The organism is Acidimicrobiales bacterium, from assembly GCA_035540975.1.
Lineage (GTDB): Bacteria > Actinomycetota > Acidimicrobiia > Acidimicrobiales.
The window spans coordinates 1-17,587 of record DATLFN010000033.1; the positions used below are offsets into that span (position 1 = coordinate 1).

Annotated in this window: 10 protein-coding genes; 5 read left to right on the top strand and 5 right to left on the bottom strand. The window is 70.5% G+C overall.

Translation table 11 applies throughout. From position 1 onward, the window contains the following. The 5 genes from VM242_04205 to VM242_04225 form a co-directional block, all read right to left on the bottom strand. Positions 1–802, bottom strand: an 802-nt coding sequence (locus VM242_04205) for a hypothetical protein (protein HVM04355.1), incomplete at its 3' end; no start/stop codon positions are given. An 825-nt stretch (positions 803–1,627) separates the two neighbouring features. Next, on the bottom strand, positions 1,628–4,207 hold the full coding sequence (locus tag VM242_04210) for an integrin alpha (protein HVM04356.1): 2,580 nt from the start codon (positions 4,205–4,207) through the stop codon (positions 1,628–1,630). Beyond that, the gene (locus VM242_04215; GenBank protein ID HVM04357.1) at positions 4,194–5,024 is read right to left on the bottom strand and encodes a hypothetical protein; all 831 of its coding nucleotides are present in this window, start codon (positions 5,022–5,024) and stop codon (positions 4,194–4,196) included. Before VM242_04215 ends, VM242_04210 begins: the two co-directional genes overlap by 14 nt. Positions 5,025–5,252: 228 nt before the next feature. After that, positions 5,253–6,917, bottom strand: coding sequence for a sialidase family protein (locus tag VM242_04220; GenBank protein HVM04358.1), 1,665 nt, complete (start codon positions 6,915–6,917; stop codon positions 5,253–5,255). A gap of 4 nt (positions 6,918–6,921) precedes the next feature. After that, a complete protein-coding gene (locus tag VM242_04225; protein HVM04359.1) occupies positions 6,922–9,591 on the bottom strand; it encodes an AAA family ATPase in 2,670 nt (889 codons plus the stop codon). A 1,234-nt stretch (positions 9,592–10,825) separates the two neighbouring features. Here VM242_04225 and VM242_04230 point away from each other — a divergent pair. From VM242_04230 to VM242_04250, 5 genes are all read left to right on the top strand, one after another. Next, positions 10,826–11,389: a hypothetical protein gene (locus VM242_04230; protein ID HVM04360.1), complete on the top strand. Its 564-nt coding sequence runs from the start codon at positions 10,826–10,828 to the stop codon at positions 11,387–11,389. A gap of 7 nt (positions 11,390–11,396) precedes the next feature. After that, the gene (locus VM242_04235) at positions 11,397–13,727 is read left to right on the top strand and encodes a hypothetical protein (GenBank protein HVM04361.1); all 2,331 of its coding nucleotides are present in this window, start codon (positions 11,397–11,399) and stop codon (positions 13,725–13,727) included. Positions 13,728–14,750: 1,023 nt separating this feature from the next. Continuing rightward, positions 14,751–15,791: a hypothetical protein gene (locus VM242_04240; protein ID HVM04362.1), complete on the top strand. Its 1,041-nt coding sequence runs from the start codon at positions 14,751–14,753 to the stop codon at positions 15,789–15,791. Positions 15,792–16,082: 291 nt separating this feature from the next. Next, a complete protein-coding gene (locus tag VM242_04245) occupies positions 16,083–16,802 on the top strand; it encodes a hypothetical protein (GenBank protein HVM04363.1) in 720 nt (239 codons plus the stop codon). 425 nt (positions 16,803–17,227) lie between these two features. Then, the coding region (locus tag VM242_04250; protein ID HVM04364.1) for a hypothetical protein at positions 17,228–17,587 on the top strand (360 nt) is incomplete at its 3' end.

Consider the following 17,587-nt stretch of genomic DNA (forward strand, 5'->3'; position numbering starts at 1 on the left):
CTCTGAGCGTGAGCCGGAGGAAGCACCCTGGCGGGAGCGTTCGCGTTATGTGCCCGCGCTCGGCTACCCGGAGCCGTTCACCGCCGGTCCCGCCCGGATTCCGGGAGCGCCGGGCGCATAACGCGCGCGGGTACAGAACCCCGAAAATGTGCCGCGGCACATTTTCGGGGATGACAACCCGGAAGACCCCGGCGAAGAACGACCACGCCGCCTCGAAGCCGGCGATCACCGCCTCGGTGGTCTGGGTGAAGCTCAGCCACACGTAGCAGTGCCGGGAGTAGCAGGCGGTGAAGATGAGCGCGTGGCACACCCGGCGCCGGCCGGTGTCGGCGTCGAGGATCAGGCCCATCTTGCCGAAGTCCACCTGCAGCTCGGACCCGGGCTCGCCGTCGGCCACTCGCACGGTCGTCGTCCTGGCCGAGCGGCCGACGTCGAGCACCTCCAGCGCGTAGCGGTGAAGCGTGCGCTGGGGCAGCACCACGCCCTGGCGCTCCAGTTCGTGGGCCTTGACCACGGTCAGGTCCTGGTCGACCAGCCAGGCCTTCAGCTGGTCGTGGTGGGCGGCGGCCACCGCCCAGGCAGCGCCGTGGCCGTCGGGGCGGTGGGGACGAACCGCTTCGCACACAACGGAAATCAGCTCGTCGCCGAGCGCCTCCTCGCCGGCGTCACGGTCGAGGCCGGCACCGGTGGCCGCCTCCACGTAGCGCCGCACCGTCTTTCGGTCGACGGCCGCCAGCCGGGCGATGGAGCGCTGCCCCTCGCCCCGCAGCCACAGCCGCAGGACCTCTCGAATCTCGTGCACTGGAACCTCCCTGAAGCTCATCGCCACCTTCCTGGGCCGCTGTCGGTCAGGTGGCGATGCCAACCTCAGCGGCGCCGGTGGTGGTGGATGCTCAGGGATGGTCCCATGACTGGCGAAGAGGTGGTCCCATGCTGCTGGCGAAACTCACCGTCAGGTGGTCCCATGCTGCTGGCGGGCGACGGATCAGCACCAGCCCTCGGATCCGTGATTGGTCAAGGCCGGCGAGCTCCAGCGCGCAGGAGGCTCCAGCGGAGCTCCCGACGACAACCCACTCGCCATGATCCATGAGGTCGAGGACGGCAGCGGCCCAAGCTGTCAGCACGGATCCGACCGAGTACAGCGTCGGTGCCACGACAGCGTCGGAGAGTTCCCCCAAGGCGCGGGGCCGAATCGAGCCATCGAGTGGCAACGGGTGGAGCAGGGCGAGGTTCAGACCCGGATCATGCCTGCCGAGCAGCCCCAGACGCGCCGTTCAGTCGTCCCGAGAGTTGTTAGCGACCCGGATTATGGAGCGCGCGTTCTCGGGCGGTCCCGCAGTGCCTCGCAGATCGCAGGCGTCGACTCGAGGCACACCAGCCCGGAAGCCCAACGAGCGCTACGGGGCGATTGCGCTCGCTGAACCGGCTCCGACGGGCACGTCACCGGCGAGCGCTATCGAGCGACCGGAGAGCTGCCCGCCCCGCCGCACTGGCGGTGGCCACCGGCAGAAGTCGACGGCCCGGCTCGTCGCCGACGGTCCACACATCGTGGCCATGTTCCGCGCCGCCGTTCCCGGTTCACACCGTAGCGGCAGAGCCGGCTCAGGCACTCCGGCGGCGACGACCGCTACGCAGCCGCCGCCGAACAGCCGACAACCGGACGATTGAGCGGGCGGCTCCCCATGGAGCCGCGGAACCGGGCGTTCCCGAAGGCGAAGACGCCACCGTCCCCGGCGCAGAGCCAGTACCCCGACCCGTCGCTCACCTCCGCCATGGCGACGATCGGCGAGGCGAGGCGGATGCCGCCCGTGGAGCCGTGGAAGACGGCGCCACCGAAAGCGAACACGCCGCCGTCGGCGGCCACGAGGTGGTACCCGCCGCTCCGCGTGCGGCTCATCCCCACGATCGGCTGCACCAACCTCGTGGCGCCGGTCGAGCCGTGGAAGACCGCGTCCCCGAAGGCGAAGATCCCGCCGTCCGAGCCCACCAGCCAGTAACCGGCGCCGGAGGCCGAGCGCTCGATGTCGACGACCGGGCGCGCCAGGCGCATCCCGCCCGTCGAGCCGCGGAACACGGCGTCACCGAAGGCGAAGACCCCGCCGTCGGCGGCGACCAGCCAGTACCCGTTGCCCGACGGCGTCGCAGCCATCCCCACGACCGGCTGGGCGAGCGTCATTGCCCCCGTCGACCCGAGGAAGCGCGCGTCGCCGAAGGCGAACACGCCGCCGTCGGACGCGACCAGCCAGTACCCGCGTCCGCTAGGGGTGTACTCGATGTCGACGATCGGCTTGGCGAGCCGCAGTGCTCCCGTGGACCCGAAGAACCCGGCGTCCCCGAAGCTGAAGACGCCACCGTCGTCCGCGGCCAGGGCGTAGCCATCTCGCGGCTCGACGGGGGCCGGCGTTGTCGTCGGCGACGTTGAGGACGTGCCCGTCGTGGTCGTCGTGGAGGTCACGGACGTCGTCGTGGTCGTGCTGGCCGTGGTGCTGCGGAAGATGTAGAGCCGCCCCTCGCGGAACACCGTGTCCGTGAAGAAGCCGGAAGTGAACGCGAAGTCCATGAACCCGTCACCGTTGACGTCGCCGAGCTGCGCCACCCCTTGCCCGAACCCGCTGTTGAGCCGCTGGTCCGGGTCGGCGAACGTCTTCACCACCGTCTCGCTGGCGGGACTGAAAACGTGGACGTCGGACAGGAACTGGTTGTCGATGTCGCCGGTCTGCCATGGCCCGGCGTTGCCGATGAGCACCTCGTTGCGGGGGTCGCCGGCCACGTCGCCCACGCCGGCGAACGGCGCACCGAAGTTCTCGCCCCGGTGCGGCGTCGGGTCGTCGAGGCGGCCCAGGGTGATCCCGCTCCCGGCCGCCAGGTAGTTGCCGTTCAGGATGTAGGCGCGGCCCTGGTGGGTGAACTGGACGCCCTGGCCGACCGCGGCGACCAGGATGTCGGGCGCCACGGTGTTCCCGACGTCCCCGATGGCGGTGGACATGCTGCCGACCGTGTAGCCGAACTGCGAGCCGACCTGCGGCTCCGGATGGGGGTACATGTTGAGGACGGCGCCGCTGCGGCCGTCGTGGAGCCACACCACGCCGGAGTCGGGGAACCCGGGCGGGAACTCGGCGCGGTGCTGCGCGACGACGAAGTCGGGGCGGCCATCGCGCGTGGTGGTGCGGTCGTCCTCCGGGCAGGTTGCGCCCGCGCCGGGGTCGGTGGTGCACCGTCCCACGTCGCCGATGGGCAGGATGGCATGGCCGAACCGGTCGTGCGGCTCGCCGCTCTGCGACATCGGGTTCCTCATGATCTCGAACGGGGTCTCCAGCACCTGGTTCGGATCCGTGCCGGCGATGTCCTCGCCCCGGTAGGCGTACACCCGGCCCGATCCTGGACAGGGCCCGGGGTCGCACGACGGGTTGGTGGCCGGGCCCAGCTCGTAGAAGGTCGGGTTGCCGACGAGGAAGTCGCCGACGCCGCCCCCGTCGAGGTCGCCGATCTTGACCGCGGTGGGCGCGTCGGCGGGGAAGGGGCTGGCGGGCGAGACCACGCCGCGTCCGAAGCCGAACCCCTTGCCGCCGGGGAACTGGGCCGCCTCGGACGCACGGTCGGCTGGCGGCATCTGCACGCGCTTCAGCACCGCACCGGTGGCGCCGTCGAAGACGTAGGCACGCCCGAGATCGGGCGCCTCGAGGTCGACGCCGTAGGCGCCGACCACGATCTCGGGGACGCCGTCGGCTGCTCCGATCGGGTTCTGGGCGCACGTCTGGCTCACCTGCCCGCCGGCGCAAGAGCCGAGATCCGCCAGCTTGGCGGGATACACGAAGTTGCCGCTCGTCGTGCCGAGGGCGGACGGATCCGGGAGGGTCAGCGTCCGGATCACGGCCCCGGTGGCACCGCTGATGAGATGGATGGCGCCCGGCCCGTTGTACTGGGGGACCAGGAGATCGTCCTTGCCGTCACCGTCGAGGTCGCCCCCGTTCGCGATGCCGAGCCAACCCAGCTGGCCTCCTTGCGCGGGCGTGGGGCTGTTGATCCTCTGCACCTCGTAGTTCTCCGCCAGTCGCAGCGCCGGCGTCTGGCCGAGGGCGGGCGTCAGCCCGTCGGGGACGGCAAGACAGCCGAGGGCGAGCAGGAGGGAGCAGGCGCCGATGCGTGAGATCCGCCGAGAAGCGCGACGGGCACCGCCCGCCGCGCTTCCGCCGCTAACGCCGGACAACGCGAGGGGAGGTGGCCCGGCGGCGACGGGAGACGGCCACGAGCCCGGCGCCCAGAACCGTGACGAGGCCGACGGAAAGGAGCACCGCGCCGAGCGCCATGCCGGCGCCGAGCCGGTCGGCCTCCGTCACATCCTCCAGGCCAACGGGGGCGCTGCCGAAGCGGCTGGCTGCGTCATCGTCGGCCTCGGGCACGGGCAGCGGCTCCGGGGTCACCGCGGGCGGCGCCTCCACGGTCGTGGCGTCGGCGAGCTCGACGGCCGGAGCGTCGGCGGCGGCCGTGGCGGGCGACGGAGCGGGGGCGGCCGTGGCCGGCGCCGGCGCCGTGGCGGCGGGTCGGCTCGTCCTGGCGGCCGCAACGGGCCCGGCAGCGACGGCAGCTGGCGCGCTCTGGCCGGTGGACGACTGGGGGGCGGGGGATGCCACCGGCTGGGCTGCCGCCGCCGGCGCCGGCTGCTGCAGCGCCTCCTGCTGCGGCTGCACCGCCTGTGTCTGGGGCTGCGGCTGGGGCTGCGCCGGCTGGGGCGCCGGGGTGACCGGCGTCGGTTCGGCAACCGGGACCGTCACCGTGAACGCCGCGGAGCCGGGCGCCCGCTCGGTGCCCTCCGGGGTCGTCGTCGGCACCGCGACGATGTAGTACACGCCGCTGGGTGCGTCCGGAACCTTGACGTCGATGGCGAAGTTGCCGCTCGGCGCGGTTCCGAGGAGGGGTGAGGTGCTCGATGCCGACCCCCAACGGACCTCGACCGGATTCGCCCCGAACCCGGTGCCCTTCACCGTGACGACCGTGCCGCTGGGTCCGGAGGCTGGCGAGAGCATGATCGACCCCTGTCCGGTGCATGCCCAGGTGACCGCCGCACCGCCGAGCACGACCGCCGCGGTCGCCGTCGCCGCCAGGGCCAACAGTCGTCGCGTCCGAGACATCTCGAGCCGTCCCTTCCCCTGGGCGCTGGAAGACGTTGTCAGCACTAGGGCGGACACTACGTCGACCAAAATGGTACACACATCCCGCCTCGCTTTCCAGTGCGTGGGCAGCCGGGCGGAGCGTCAGCGGGCCCGCTCCGGCCGCCGCCGTGCGCGAGGACGACGCTTCCCGCTCGCTGCCCAGAGGAGCACCACGACTCCGGCGCCGGCGGACGCGGCGGCGGCCGTGCGGACCTGTCCCCGCCCCCCGGCGGGCCGGGACAGGGCGACGACGGCCCGGGAGAGGTCCTGCTTGCCCGACGCCTCGCTGCCCGACGTGGTGTCCGCCCAGACGGCCAAGGCGCGCCGGCGTGCCGATGTGACGGCGAGACGGCTGCCGAGGTCCGGCATCCCGAGGGCGCTCCCGAACCCGATCCGGGAGTCGAACTGCGTAGCAGAGAGCCGCACGTGGCCGCCGAAGCGCCGCCCCCGGTCGTACGACGACTGGAGGGAGACGTGGTTGAACCGGTCTCGCCCGTCCCGCCGGCGGTCGTAGTAGACGACGTCGACGCGGCCGCCCGGCGCCACGCCCACGGCGGGGAGGTACTGCGCCGTCCCGTCCCGCTCGGCGGTGTCATTGACCCGGCGCGCGACGCCGAAGGTCTGCCCCCTGTCCGACGAGGTCCACAACCACACGTCGGCGTCGCCGAGCCGTCCGTCGGCGACGGCGAGGTAGAGGCGCCCGCTGGCCCGGTCGACGGCCAGGGCCGGGAACGGCGGCAGGAACACGAGGATGCGCTCGGTCGGGGTGACGTGGTCGTCCACCTCGGCTTCCTGCCACGAGTCACCCCCGTCGAGGGACCGGGCAAGGACGAGCGTCCAGGACCCCTGGTACGGCTCCCCGCCCCTCCCGGCGTGGGCCCCCCCGTAGTCGAGCCGGTCGTCGCCGAGGTCGAGGTAGGCGACGAACAGCTCGCCGTCGCGCCCGACGACGGCGGTGGGCGCGACGGCCCGCAGCCGGTCGGCGTCGCTCACCCGTACCGGCGCGCCCCACGTGCGACCGCCGTCGTCGGTGCGCATGACGTTGATGGGGTTGCCCGTACGCGCGAACCCGAGGTTCACCACGTCGTCGGCCTGCAGCCACGTCAGGTACAGGCGGCCGGGCCGCCGGTCATCGGCGACGATCTGGGGCTGGAACGCCAGGGGGCCCAGCAGCCTGGCGGGGGGCGAGAAGGACCGGCCGCCGTCGGCGGAAGAGACGAGCCAGACGGCGTTCGGGCGGTTCCCCGGACCGGCCAGGGTGCTGAACGCCACGTGGAGCGTCCCGCCCGGCTCGAAGGTCGCCGTGGGGACGTAGCAGCGGGGCGGGTCCTCCTCGCCCTCCGGGAAGGGCAAGCGGGGAGTCGTCCACGTCGCGCCGGCATCGAAGGAGGTGTGGAGGGCACAGGAGAAGCGTGGCGTGTCGATGCGGTTCGCCACGACCAGGTTCGCGGTGTCGACGGGGTTCCTGGCCAGGACCGGCGAGTTGTGGGCGGCGATGTCGCGGGGATCGCCGGCACCGGCGTTGACACCGGCGACCGTCCCGACCACTGCGGCGCGCTCCTCTGGGAGCGAGAGGTCGATCACCACCAGCCCGGCGGCGGCGGCGAGGAGTCCGAGACCGAGGAGCGTCCGGAGGTGGCGCAGCGACGCCGGCGCCTCGCTGCGCCTCGCCGGCGCCGGTCGGATCGTGAGACCGGCCCGGCGGCGCTCCCGCCGCCGTGCCCGCCGGCTCTGCCGGTGGGGAGGGAGGCTGCGGACCTCGGTCACCGGCTCAGGTCGCGCCCTGCGGGTGCATCGGCGCGCTCCGTCGGTCGTCCCGATCCGTGCCGGCACGGGCCACGAGCTCCTCGAGCTGCGCTCCCGATATGGTCTCCTGGGCGACGAGCTCGGCGGCGACGGTGTCGAGGGCGGGCCGCGAGGACCTCAACACCTCGACGGCACGCGAAGTGGCCTCCTCGATCAGTCGACCGATCGCCAGGTCGATGGCGCCTGCGGCGTGATCGGACACCCTGCCCGGCGGGCCGTCCACTCCGGCGTCGAGATAGACCCGGCGGGGCAGGTCGTCACCCATCCCGAGGATGCAGACCATCTGGCGGGCGACGGCGTCCACCCGGGCGAGGTCGTCGGCCGCCGCCGAGCTCGGTTCGCCGAAGACCAGCTCCTCGGCGAGCCTTCCCCCGAGGAGGGCCGCCATGTCGTCGAGCATCGCCTCCCTGGTGCGGAGGGGCGAGTCCGACGCGTCGTTCCACACCGCGCCAAGCGTGTCGCCACGGGCCACGATTGACACCTTCCGCGGCGAGGGACATCCGGGCAGCGCCCGACGGACGAGGGCATGGCCGGCCTCGTGGTATGCGATCACCCGTCGGTCGCTCTCCGTGAGCCGGCGGCTCGCGGTGATGCCCAGCACGACCCGCTCCGCCGCCCGTTCCACCAGCTCGGGGGTCACCGACCGGTCGCCGCGCCGGGCGGCGAGGAGCGCCGCCTCGTTCAGGAGGTTGGCCAGGTCGGCGCCGGACATGCCCTGGGTCGACCGGGCGACGGCGTCGAGGTCGACGGATGGGTCGAGGCGCTTTCCTCGGGCGTGCAGCCCGAGGATGGCCCGACGGGCACCGAGCGCGGGAAGGGCGAGGGTGATCACGCGGTCGAACCGCCCGGGCCGCACGAGCGCGGGGTCGAGGATCTCCGGGCGATTCGAGGCCGCGATGACGATCACGCCGGTCCTGGCCTCGAAGCCGTCGAGCTCCACGAGGATCTGGTTCAGGGTCTGCTCGCGCTCACGCTGGCCCTCGGACACCCCGCGGCGGGCGCCGATGGCGTCGATCTCGTCGAGGAACACGATGGACGGCGCCAGCGCGCGTGCCTCGGCGAACAGGTCGCGCACCCGTCCCGCGCCCTCGCCGACGAACACCTCCACGAACTCGGTCGCGGCCACGGAGAAGAACGCGGCGTTCGCCTCCGACGCGAGCGCTCGGGCGAGGAGGGTCTTGCCGCAACCCGGTGGCCCGACCAGGAGGAAGCCCCTCGGCGGGCGTGCGCCGATGGCGATGTAGCGCTCCGGTTCCGTGAGGTAGGCGCTCACCTCGGCGAGCTCGTCGAGGACCTCCTCCACGCCGGCGACGTCGGCGAAGGTCACGCGGTCTCCGCGCCCGTCCACCCGGCCGAAGCCGCGCGAGCGCATGGACAGCCGCCGCTGCCGTTCGGGGGCGTCGAGGATCCGTCTGAGCGCCTCGTCCAGGTCGTCCTGGACGATGGCGGACCGTCCCGCTCTGGCGGCGAGGAGGGCACCCTCGTTCATGACGCTGGCGAGGTCGGCGCCGTTGAGCCCCACCGAGCGCCGGGCCACGGTGTCGAGGTCGACCGACGCGTCGAGCGGCTTCCCGCGCGCGTGGAGCTCGAGGATGGTGAGCCGCCCTCCCTGGTCAGGCCGGTCGAGGCCGATGGTCCGGTCGAAGCGGCCCGGGCGCAGGAGCGCAGGGTCGAGTACGTCGGGACGGTTGGTGGCGGCGATGACGATGACGCCGTCGGCGACGGAGAAGCCGTCCATCTCCGAGAGGATCTGGTTGAGGGCCTGCTCCTGCTCCTCGCCCGACCCCGGGGCGCCGCCCCGCCGCCGACCCACGGAATCGAGCTCGTCGATGAAGACGATCGCCGGCGCGCTCTCCCTCGCCTCCCGGAACAGCTCGCGCACCCGAGCCGCGCCGACGCCGACGTACAGCTCGACGAAGTCCGACCCGGAGATCGAGTAGAAGGCGGCTCCCGCTTCTCCGGCGACCGCCCGTGCGAGCAGTGTCTTGCCGCACCCCGGTGGCCCGAAGAGCAGGATGCCCTTCGGGACAGCCGCCCCCAGGGCGGCGTAGCGTCCGGGCTCCGCGAGGAAGTCGCGGATCTCGCGAAGCTCCGCGATCGCGTCGTCCTGGCCGGCGACGTCGGAGAAGCGTGCGGTGGCGGACTGCGAGCCCAACCGCCGGGCCCCGCTCCGGATCGCGAACAGCCCCGATCCCCGGCTGTACGACACGATGAGGTACACGAAGACGACGACGACGATCAGTGCAGGGAGGAGCAGCGTCGCCGGATAGAGCAGGCTCTTGGCGAACTGCTGCTCGATCGTGGTGGGGACCCCGTTGTCGAGCAGGATGCCGAGGAGCCGTTCTCGCGAGTCCCTGAGGTAGGGGGTGTTGTACTGGCCCGCGGTTCCGTCGTCACGTACGTAGTCGCCGACGACGAACGCGTCCTGGTCGAGGATCGTGGCGGTCGTGATCCGCTCTTCGGTGACCAGGTCGACGAAGGAGTCGAACCGGAGCCGATCGCCGTCGACGTCGGGGCGGGTGTTGGCGAGGACGGCCACATACGCCCCCAGGAGGACGCCGATGGCCAGCGCCGCCCACAGCCCTGCCCGGGGCCTCCTGGCCCTGGCGAAGGTGGGCTTCCGCTGTCGTGCCATGGTCGCCGCCTCTCGGGTGCTCCTCGCGTGAAACGTAGAGGATCAGCGCGAGTGAGAGGGGGCGCAGGCGGAGGTCGAGCCGGGGCGGACACCGTTCGCCCGGACTTCACAGGATGGGCCGCGCGTCCCTGGGTCCATGGATGTCAGTGCGCCTGCGTGGCCGCATCGCGACACCGGTCGGTCCTGCGCCATCGACGAAGGCTCCGCCATCGCTGTCTACGGTTCACCCAATCCCCTGTGAACGGCCTCCGCCGATCGAACGAGGCCCGCCGAGGTTCGCGACGTGGGCAAGTCCGTCGAGGACCATTTCCGCCGCTCGATAGCCGCACCGCGCGGGCGCCGGAAACGACGCCACCCTACGGGCCTGATGGCCGCCGCCCGTCCGGGAACTGGCGTTCTCTGCCCACGCCAGGCGCGGCACGAACCCAACCGGTGCCTCCGGGGATCGAGGCGAGGTGGCGCCCGGTATCCCCTCACCCGCACCCGACGCGCCGATAGGTCGCGGTCACGCTGGAAGGCGGACCGCGTTATCGAGCGCGTGATATGTGCGCCCGCCAGCTCGCCCCTCTCCCCAGGGCTTCGTCGTCCGTAGCCGGCGTGGGGCACACGGTGCCCCGCACGTACGGGGCGCTATGCGCTGCTGCCAAGGCCGGGCGCCCGTCCCCTGGACGAGCCTGACGACGAGAACGTCGGACGCAATTACCGGCTCGTCGCGATGAAGCGTGGCGGCGCGATGGCTTGGATGGCGGACCTCCCACGGCTGCCCGGCTCCCGTCGACGACGTGGACAAGGGATCGGCGATGGCCGGGCACGACGAGATCGCACAGCTCTTCACGGAGCGCGCTTCTTCCCGCGCCCCCGCGGCCACGGGAGCGCGCCTCCAACGAGACCACCAGCGGACTCCGACGGTCCTCGCAACGTAGGGCCGTTCACCAGCCGAGTCGACGTGGCGCAGGCCGCAGTCATCGTCCCTCCTGGTCTCGCTAGTGGCCGCTTCGGCGCACGACGGTCGCCCTACGCGCCGGCGGAGCGGTACGTCGAGGTCCCTCGCCACGACCAACCGCCGCTCTTGGGGGCGACCTCATTCGCCCGCTCGCTGTTTCGCCTCACCGCGCCGGGGTACGTCGTACGTTGTCCCCACGGCGGAGGAGATGGTGCGATGAGCGAACTTGAACACTTGTCCGCGACCGAACTGGCAGCAGAGACGGCGACGCCGCTACCGAACAAAGAGGTCATGTCGCTGCTCGACCTCGACGCCGACATCGACCTGGCCCTCGACCTGGCCGCGCCCGTCGACCTGGCGGTGGCCGCCAACCTGAACGTGGCGGCACCGATCAACGCGGCCGCGTCGGCCAACATCCTGTCGATCGACTCCGACGCCGTCGCCTTGGCCGACCAGGCGGTCGTCATCGACCAGACGCAGTCGGGCGACGCCATCGCCACGGCGCCGCAGGACTCGACGATCGATCAGTCAGACGACATCGTCGCCGGCGGGGACACCACCACCGACACGCCCACGGACGGCTCACTCACCACACCGGTGCTCGACGCCAGCGGCACTCTGCTCGACCTCGACGTCAACGTCGACGCCGATCTCGACGCCGCTGCGCCGATTGCTGGCGCGGTGGCCGCCAACGCCAACGTGGCCGCGCCGATCGACGCCGCGGTGGCCGCCAACATCGGGTCCATCTCGTCGAACGCCACCGCCGTGTCGCAGCAGACGGCGATCATCAACCAGGACCTCGACGGCGTGACGGCGGAGGCCACCGCCGACCAGGACTCGCAGATCACGCAGTAGCCGGTCCATGACCGTTCTCGAAGCTCGAGCCCCGGCGCTCGCTCCGGGGCTCGAGCTGCTCGGCGAGCTCCGCGACTCCGGCTACCGCGATGCGCCGAGCATCGTGCGCCGAGCCGACGGCCAGATCGTGCAGCTCACCCCCCTGCTGTACTCGCTGCTCGAGGCAGTCGACGGTGAACGGGACGTGCCCGAGCTGGCCGAGGAGCTCTCCCGCCGCTGCGGCAAGATGGTGGGCCCGAGTGACGTCGAGTTCCTGATCGGCGACAAGCTGGCGCCCCTCGGGCTCGTGTGCGGCCCCGACGGCGCGTCCGCGCCGGCCAAGAAGCCGGTCCCGCTGCTCGCGCTGCGGTGCAAGGTGGTCGTGTCGAACCCTGAGGTGACGAGGCGGATCACCTCGCCGTTCGCCGTGCTGTTCCACAAGGCGATCGTCCTCCCCGTCCTGCTGGCGTTCGCCGTCACCACGTGGTGGGTCCTGTTCCGCCACGGCTTGGCTGCGGGCACCCGCCAGGCGTTCGACAGCCCGGGTCTCCTGCTCGGCGCTTTCCTCCTCGTGGTGGTGTCCGCAGGCTGGCACGAGTTCGGCCACGCCGCCGCGTGCCGCGCCGCCGGCGCTACGCCGGGCGCCATGGGCGCCGGGCTCTACATCGTGTGGCCCGCGTTCTACACCGATGTGGACGACTCGCGGCGGCTGGCCCGGTGGGGCCGGCTGGTGGTGGACCTCGGCGGCCTGTACTTCAACGCGATCGCTGCCGTCGCCGTGATGGCGGTGTGGCTGGTAGTGCGCGTGGACGCCCTCCTCCTCGTCGTGGCCGCGCAGCTGCTCCTGATGCTGCGCCAGCTTCCTCCCGTGATCCGGGCCGACGGCTACCACATCCTCTCGGACCTGGTCGGCGTCCCCGACCTGTTCCAGCACATCAAGCCGACGCTCGCCGGGATGCTCCCGTGGAACCGACGGCGGCCGCAACCGCTGCGCCCGTGGGCCCGCTGGACGGTTCGCGCCTGGGTGGTGCTCGTCGTGCCACTGCTGCTGTGGATGTTCGTGCTCGCCGTGCTGTTCCTCCCTCGCCTGGCTGCTACCGCATGGCTCGGGGCCCAGCAGCAGGCAAGGGTGATCGCCGGGGCAAGCGCCGACGCCGACATCCTCGGAATGGCGGCAGGAGTGCTCAAGATGTTCGCTCTCCTGCTCCCGGTCGCGGCGAGCACGTTCATGATCTGGCGTGTGGTCCGTCGCGGGTGGCGGAGCGTGTGGCGGCGCACCGAGGGGCGCCCGGCCGCACGCCGCGCACTTGCTTTGCTCACCGCCGTCGTGCTGGCGGCCCTCGCCGTGGCGTGGTGGCCCTCCGGCCAATACCGGCCGGTCCGAGCCGACGAAAGGCTCACGCTCCAGCACCTCCTGTCCCTGCGCCCGGTCGTGGAGCCGACGGCGAAGGGCATCCCGGGAGTGCGCCCGGTCACCGGCTACGCCCTCGTCCCCAGGAACGCTGACGCGCCGGCGATGCTCGTCGTCCCCGGAGCCGACGGGCCGCAGGGGATCCTCACCGGAGGCCCGGGTGTGCCTTCCGAGGCCGGTGGGGAGCTGGCGATCGCCACTGAGGGGAGCCGCGCCGGGGTGGCGTTCCCGTTCAAGCTGCCTGCCGCGCCAGGGCCCGGTGACAACCAGGCGCTGGCGGTGAACGCCACCGACGGGAGCGTCGTCTACGACGTGGCGGTGGCACTGGTGTGGGTGAAGGACGGCTCGCCGGTGCTCAACCGCAACGAGGCGTACGCCCTGGCGTCGTGCAGCTACTGCACGACCGTCGCCGTCGCCTTCCAGGTGGTGTTGGTCGTCGGCCAGACCGACGTGGTGGCACCGGTCAACGTGGCGGTGGCCCTCAACGGCGGATGCCTCGAGTGCCAGACGGCGGCCCTCGCCGTGCAACTCGTGGTGACGCTGCGCGAGATACCGACCGAGGACCTGCAACAGCAGATCGAGGCGGCGATGGCGAAGCTCGACGACCCGTATGCGCTCCCCGATATCTATGCGGCAGTCAAGGAGGTGGAGCAGGAGATCATCACCCTTCTTGCCGACGCCGGCCTGGTCGACGGACTGGAGCAGGAGACCTCGTCCACCTCCTCGTCCGGCACATCCGCCACCACGAGCACCACTGTCGCCGCGTCGACATCATCGACCATCGAACCGGAGTCGACGACGACTACGACCATCGAACCGGGGCCGACCACCACGACCACCGGAGGAGAGTCGCCCACCACCACTGAAGCCGAATTGACGACCACGACCTCTACCACCACCCCGACAACCATCACGACCTCGACGACCAGCACGACGTCCTCGTTTTGATGCGTCCGCCCCCACTTCGTGATCGAACACGACCGAGATTCGTCTCGCCGCGACGTGGTCGGCTCAGCCCGCGCCGGCCGGTCTGTCGCCGCTTTCATTTGGGGACCGATGAAGAGACAGACCGCTTCCGGGAGCGACGCCGGCGCACCCGTCACCTGGGTGCGGCTCGCGAGCAGGTCATTCGTCGCCTTGCTGAGCAGATCTCCATCGCCGACCGCGTGGCCTCCATCGCCTGCGGTGACGTCGATGATGGGGCCGCCTGCTGAGGGCGTCGGCCGCGTCGATGAGCGACAGGTCGGCATGGCCCAGGTTCTCTTCCAGAGCTGCCGCTGAAGCCGAGACCGTGCGGCATGTGCGTGCTGCCGGTGCAGCCGCCACAGATGCAGCCGTCGGTGGAGGCGAAGCTGCGGGCCTCACCACTGTCCACAGTCCGAACGCCGGGCTTCAGCCTGACCTGGGGCGTTGTCACGCATGGAAGATTCGGTAGGGCTCGTTGGCGCCGGCCGGGCAAAGCCGCTCTCCACGGCGCACGTTGTGGCAGCTGAATCCCGCTCGCCTCGGACATGGCCGGCGGCGTCGGTGATGTGCGCCTCGTTGTCCGGGGCATCTTGACGACCGGACGCCGAGGTGCCGGAGCGGAGACCGCATAACGGCACCGTTGGGCGCCCGGTACCACCGGCGTCGTCGGAGCGGAGAGGCTCGGCGCCCGCCCGCTATCTGGCGCTCTGATGCGCTATCGCTGGACTGGGAGTGCCGCGCTCCGACCGGCGCCGGGGGTGCCACGACCCACCCGCTCCGCGACGCGCCTGATTGTCTGTTGAGTGAGGCGCTGCGGTTGGCTCGTAGCGTCGAGGACCTGGCGGGGCCGCTTCCCCGTCTCCATCTGGGGTCTGAACCCTCGGCGGATCTGCATTGTGGCAATGATGGCCCCACTAGCAGACTTCGCCCCGCGTCCGACCTGCGTGTCAGGTAGGCGCCATCGGCCCTTGCGGTGGGCCGGGTGCCCGTTCAGACTTAGCGAGTATGCGAACCCGTAACCGCGCCTGGCTGGCACTCCCCGTCGTGCTCTTGTTGTGGGCGCCACAGCGCGCACCAGCTCTTCCAGCCACGGCCCCGAGCGTTGCCGAGGAACACAGTCACGGACCGGATGGCCTTGAGCTCGACCCCAGGGGTCGAGGCCGCATCCCGGTCTCCTTCGCCGTCGACGATGTCCTCACGCCGACGTGGTCGGCGACCGAATACGACGGACAAGTCAATGAAGCCAACATCGCCGACTTGACGACCCTGCCCAAGGTGCACCTCGTCTACGTCCACCCCTCCGATGCAGGCTCCGATGCGGCCTCCCGGTTCGCGAAGTTCGCGGCGATGTTCCAGGCCGATGCGCGTGCCGCGTCGCAGCTCCTAGGGTCACTCTATGCACGGGGGATCCGCCTCGATGAGCGCCCCCACTCGAGCGTTGCCGGAACGACCGTCGCCGACATCACCATCGTGAAGAGTGCCTACACGTCGCGCCAGCTTGCCACCAGCCGGCAGTTCACCTACGTCCACAACGACTTAGAGAGGGTCTTCCCAACCGCCAGCTTTCCCGGCATGAAGTTCGTGGCCTGGCTCGACGCCGGCTCTCGTTACTGCGGTCAAGGCCACCTGTATCAGGACACGCGACGGGAGGCGCAGAACGACAGCGACAACAAGCGCACCACCGGCATCGTCTACCGCCCGTACGACGCCTCGGGACCCGACGGCGGTTTTTGCCGGGGCCGTACGTTCCTCCACGAGCTCGGACACAACCTGGGTGCGGTCCAGAAGGTCGCTCCCCATGCCTTCGATGGCGCGCACTGCAACGACGACAAGAACGATGCCATGTGCTACACGAAGGAGTCCGCGTTCGACTCCGGATCACCACAGTTCGACTACAAGCACGACGACTATTGGGACCCCGGTGCGACAGCGTCGGGCAATCCAAGCTCTCCTGCCGAAAAGCTGAAGTGGTGGGCGGTGAACCTAAGTCGGTTCGTCTGCCCCGTCGACGGTTGCACTTCAGCGAACACCAGCCCTGGTTACTGATCGGCACACCACTGCAAAGCGCGCCGCCTCGGACCAGCAGCCATGTGACTTGGCGAACTCGCGGAGGCCCACTCCGTTGCCCCTCCCGCCGCCGCACGACTTCGGCCGCGCGGGCGCTCGGTAACGACGCCGACCACCACGGCGAATAGGCCGGTGGAGCCGACCGGGATCTGGCGGTGCGGCTCGGGTCGCTGGGCCACCGCCGCCAAGAGCGTCGGAGACGGCGAGCGAGCGGTAACGCCCCTGCCGGAGATACCGGTCGCCGGCGGCCGGCCCCCGTTGCACTCACCGGTGGGCGAGGTCGACCATGACGGGGCGATACAGGCGGTCTGGCAAGGGGAAGCGCAGTCCTGTCCGGCGGCCCAAACAGCGGAAACTCCGGTGGGCACACCAGGAACCGGTGCGATACTTACACGCGTGAAACTTCTCGGCGGCCCGCGTGGGACCTCGACGACGCCGAACCGTGCGGCGATGGAGGCGCGCCTCAAGGCGAAACTGGAGCCCGAGGTCCTGCGTTGGCACCTCGCCGTGGCTGGCCTGGTGGCGACGATGCACGAGGTCATCAAGTCGCTTGTCATCGAATCGGTCCGCGACTTTGTCACCTTCCCTAGCCAGCGCGACGATCGATATAGCCAAGAAGTGCTTTCGCTGGGCGGAGGCAGGTTCGATGCCAGCTGCAAGTGGCTCGCCAATGCCGGCCTGTTGACTGACGACGATCGCGACCTCCTTCGGCGCTTCAAGCAGCTTCGAGACGCGATGACGCACGAACTCATGACTGTCGCGTTCAGCCCGGACATCGATATCGACTTCGATCTCATCGCACGAGTTGGTGACGTCGTCCGCCGACTCGATGTGTTCTGGGTTCGCGTTGACATGGATGCGAATCCGGAATTCGATGGAAGAGACATCGAAGACGACGACATCGCATCTGGTGCTGGAGTATTTCTAGGCTGTCTTGTAAACGCGCTTGTCGAGCCTTACGTCCGTGATGACAGCAGCCAGGCGGGCTGATGTCCGACCAGCGACGGTTGCCGGCAGGTGCTCAGGGCGGAGCACCTGGTGACCCCAGAAGTCCACTCGTCGGCCGCACCAGCGATCTGTGCTCGTCCGGAACAGACCCCACCCTCTCCGCTACGAGGAGACTTCGATCTATTGGCATGACTGGCGTTTCGATAGCTGCTCCAACGCTGGATAAGACGTCGACCGCCAAGGTCGTCGGCCAGAACACGGAGCACACGCCCGGTACAGTGTGTGGCGTGGTCGTGCCGAAGGCGACTTCCGGCTCTTCCTATGCCGCCCCTCGTGATCCTGAGCCCCGACGATGAAGTGGACTCAAAGTCTTTCGCCGCCTGGCTGGACTGGCGCGCGGGCCAACCCCGTTGATCCCAGAGTCAGTCGGCAGATGAGCGGGAGCCCTGTTGCCGTCCCGTGAGGAGGTGTTCTCGCTACACAGATACTTTCTCCAGGCGAACCAGATGCGCACGTACTACGACGCTCGACTGGTCTCCGAGGGGGCGGCAACAGTCGATGACGACAAGTGGACCCAACAGTGGATCGACCTATCCCTTTGGTACGCGTGCCTTTACGTTGTGATGGAGGGATGGAGGGAGCTTGGATTGTCAGACAGCGAGCTGGACGACCTCCTTGCGTCACCACACGTCGAGCTCCTGAGGCGGTTCCGGAACGGAGTAGCTCACTACCAGGCGAGGTACTGGGACGACCGGTTCAAGGCATTCCTTATGGAAGGAGCGGACTCGGCAGATTGGGCGAGATCCGTCAACAGTGCTTTCGGCCGT

What these genes read in the sequence shown, in the direction of transcription:
- VM242_04230 (HVM04360.1), top strand. Translation starts at nt 10,826, where the DNA reads ATGTCGCTGCTCGACCTCGACGCCGACATCGACCTGGCCCTCGACCTG.
- VM242_04240 (HVM04362.1), top strand. Translation starts at nt 14,751, where the DNA reads ATGCGAACCCGTAACCGCGCCTGGCTGGCACTCCCCGTCGTGCTCTTG.
- VM242_04235 (HVM04361.1), top strand. Translation starts at nt 11,397, where the DNA reads ATGACCGTTCTCGAAGCTCGAGCCCCGGCGCTCGCTCCGGGGCTCGAG.
- VM242_04215 (HVM04357.1), bottom strand. Translation starts at nt 5,024, where the DNA reads ATGCTCTCGCCAGCCTCCGGACCCAGCGGCACGGTCGTCACGGTGAAG.
- VM242_04225 (HVM04359.1), bottom strand. Translation starts at nt 9,591, where the DNA reads ATGGCACGACAGCGGAAGCCCACCTTCGCCAGGGCCAGGAGGCCCCGG.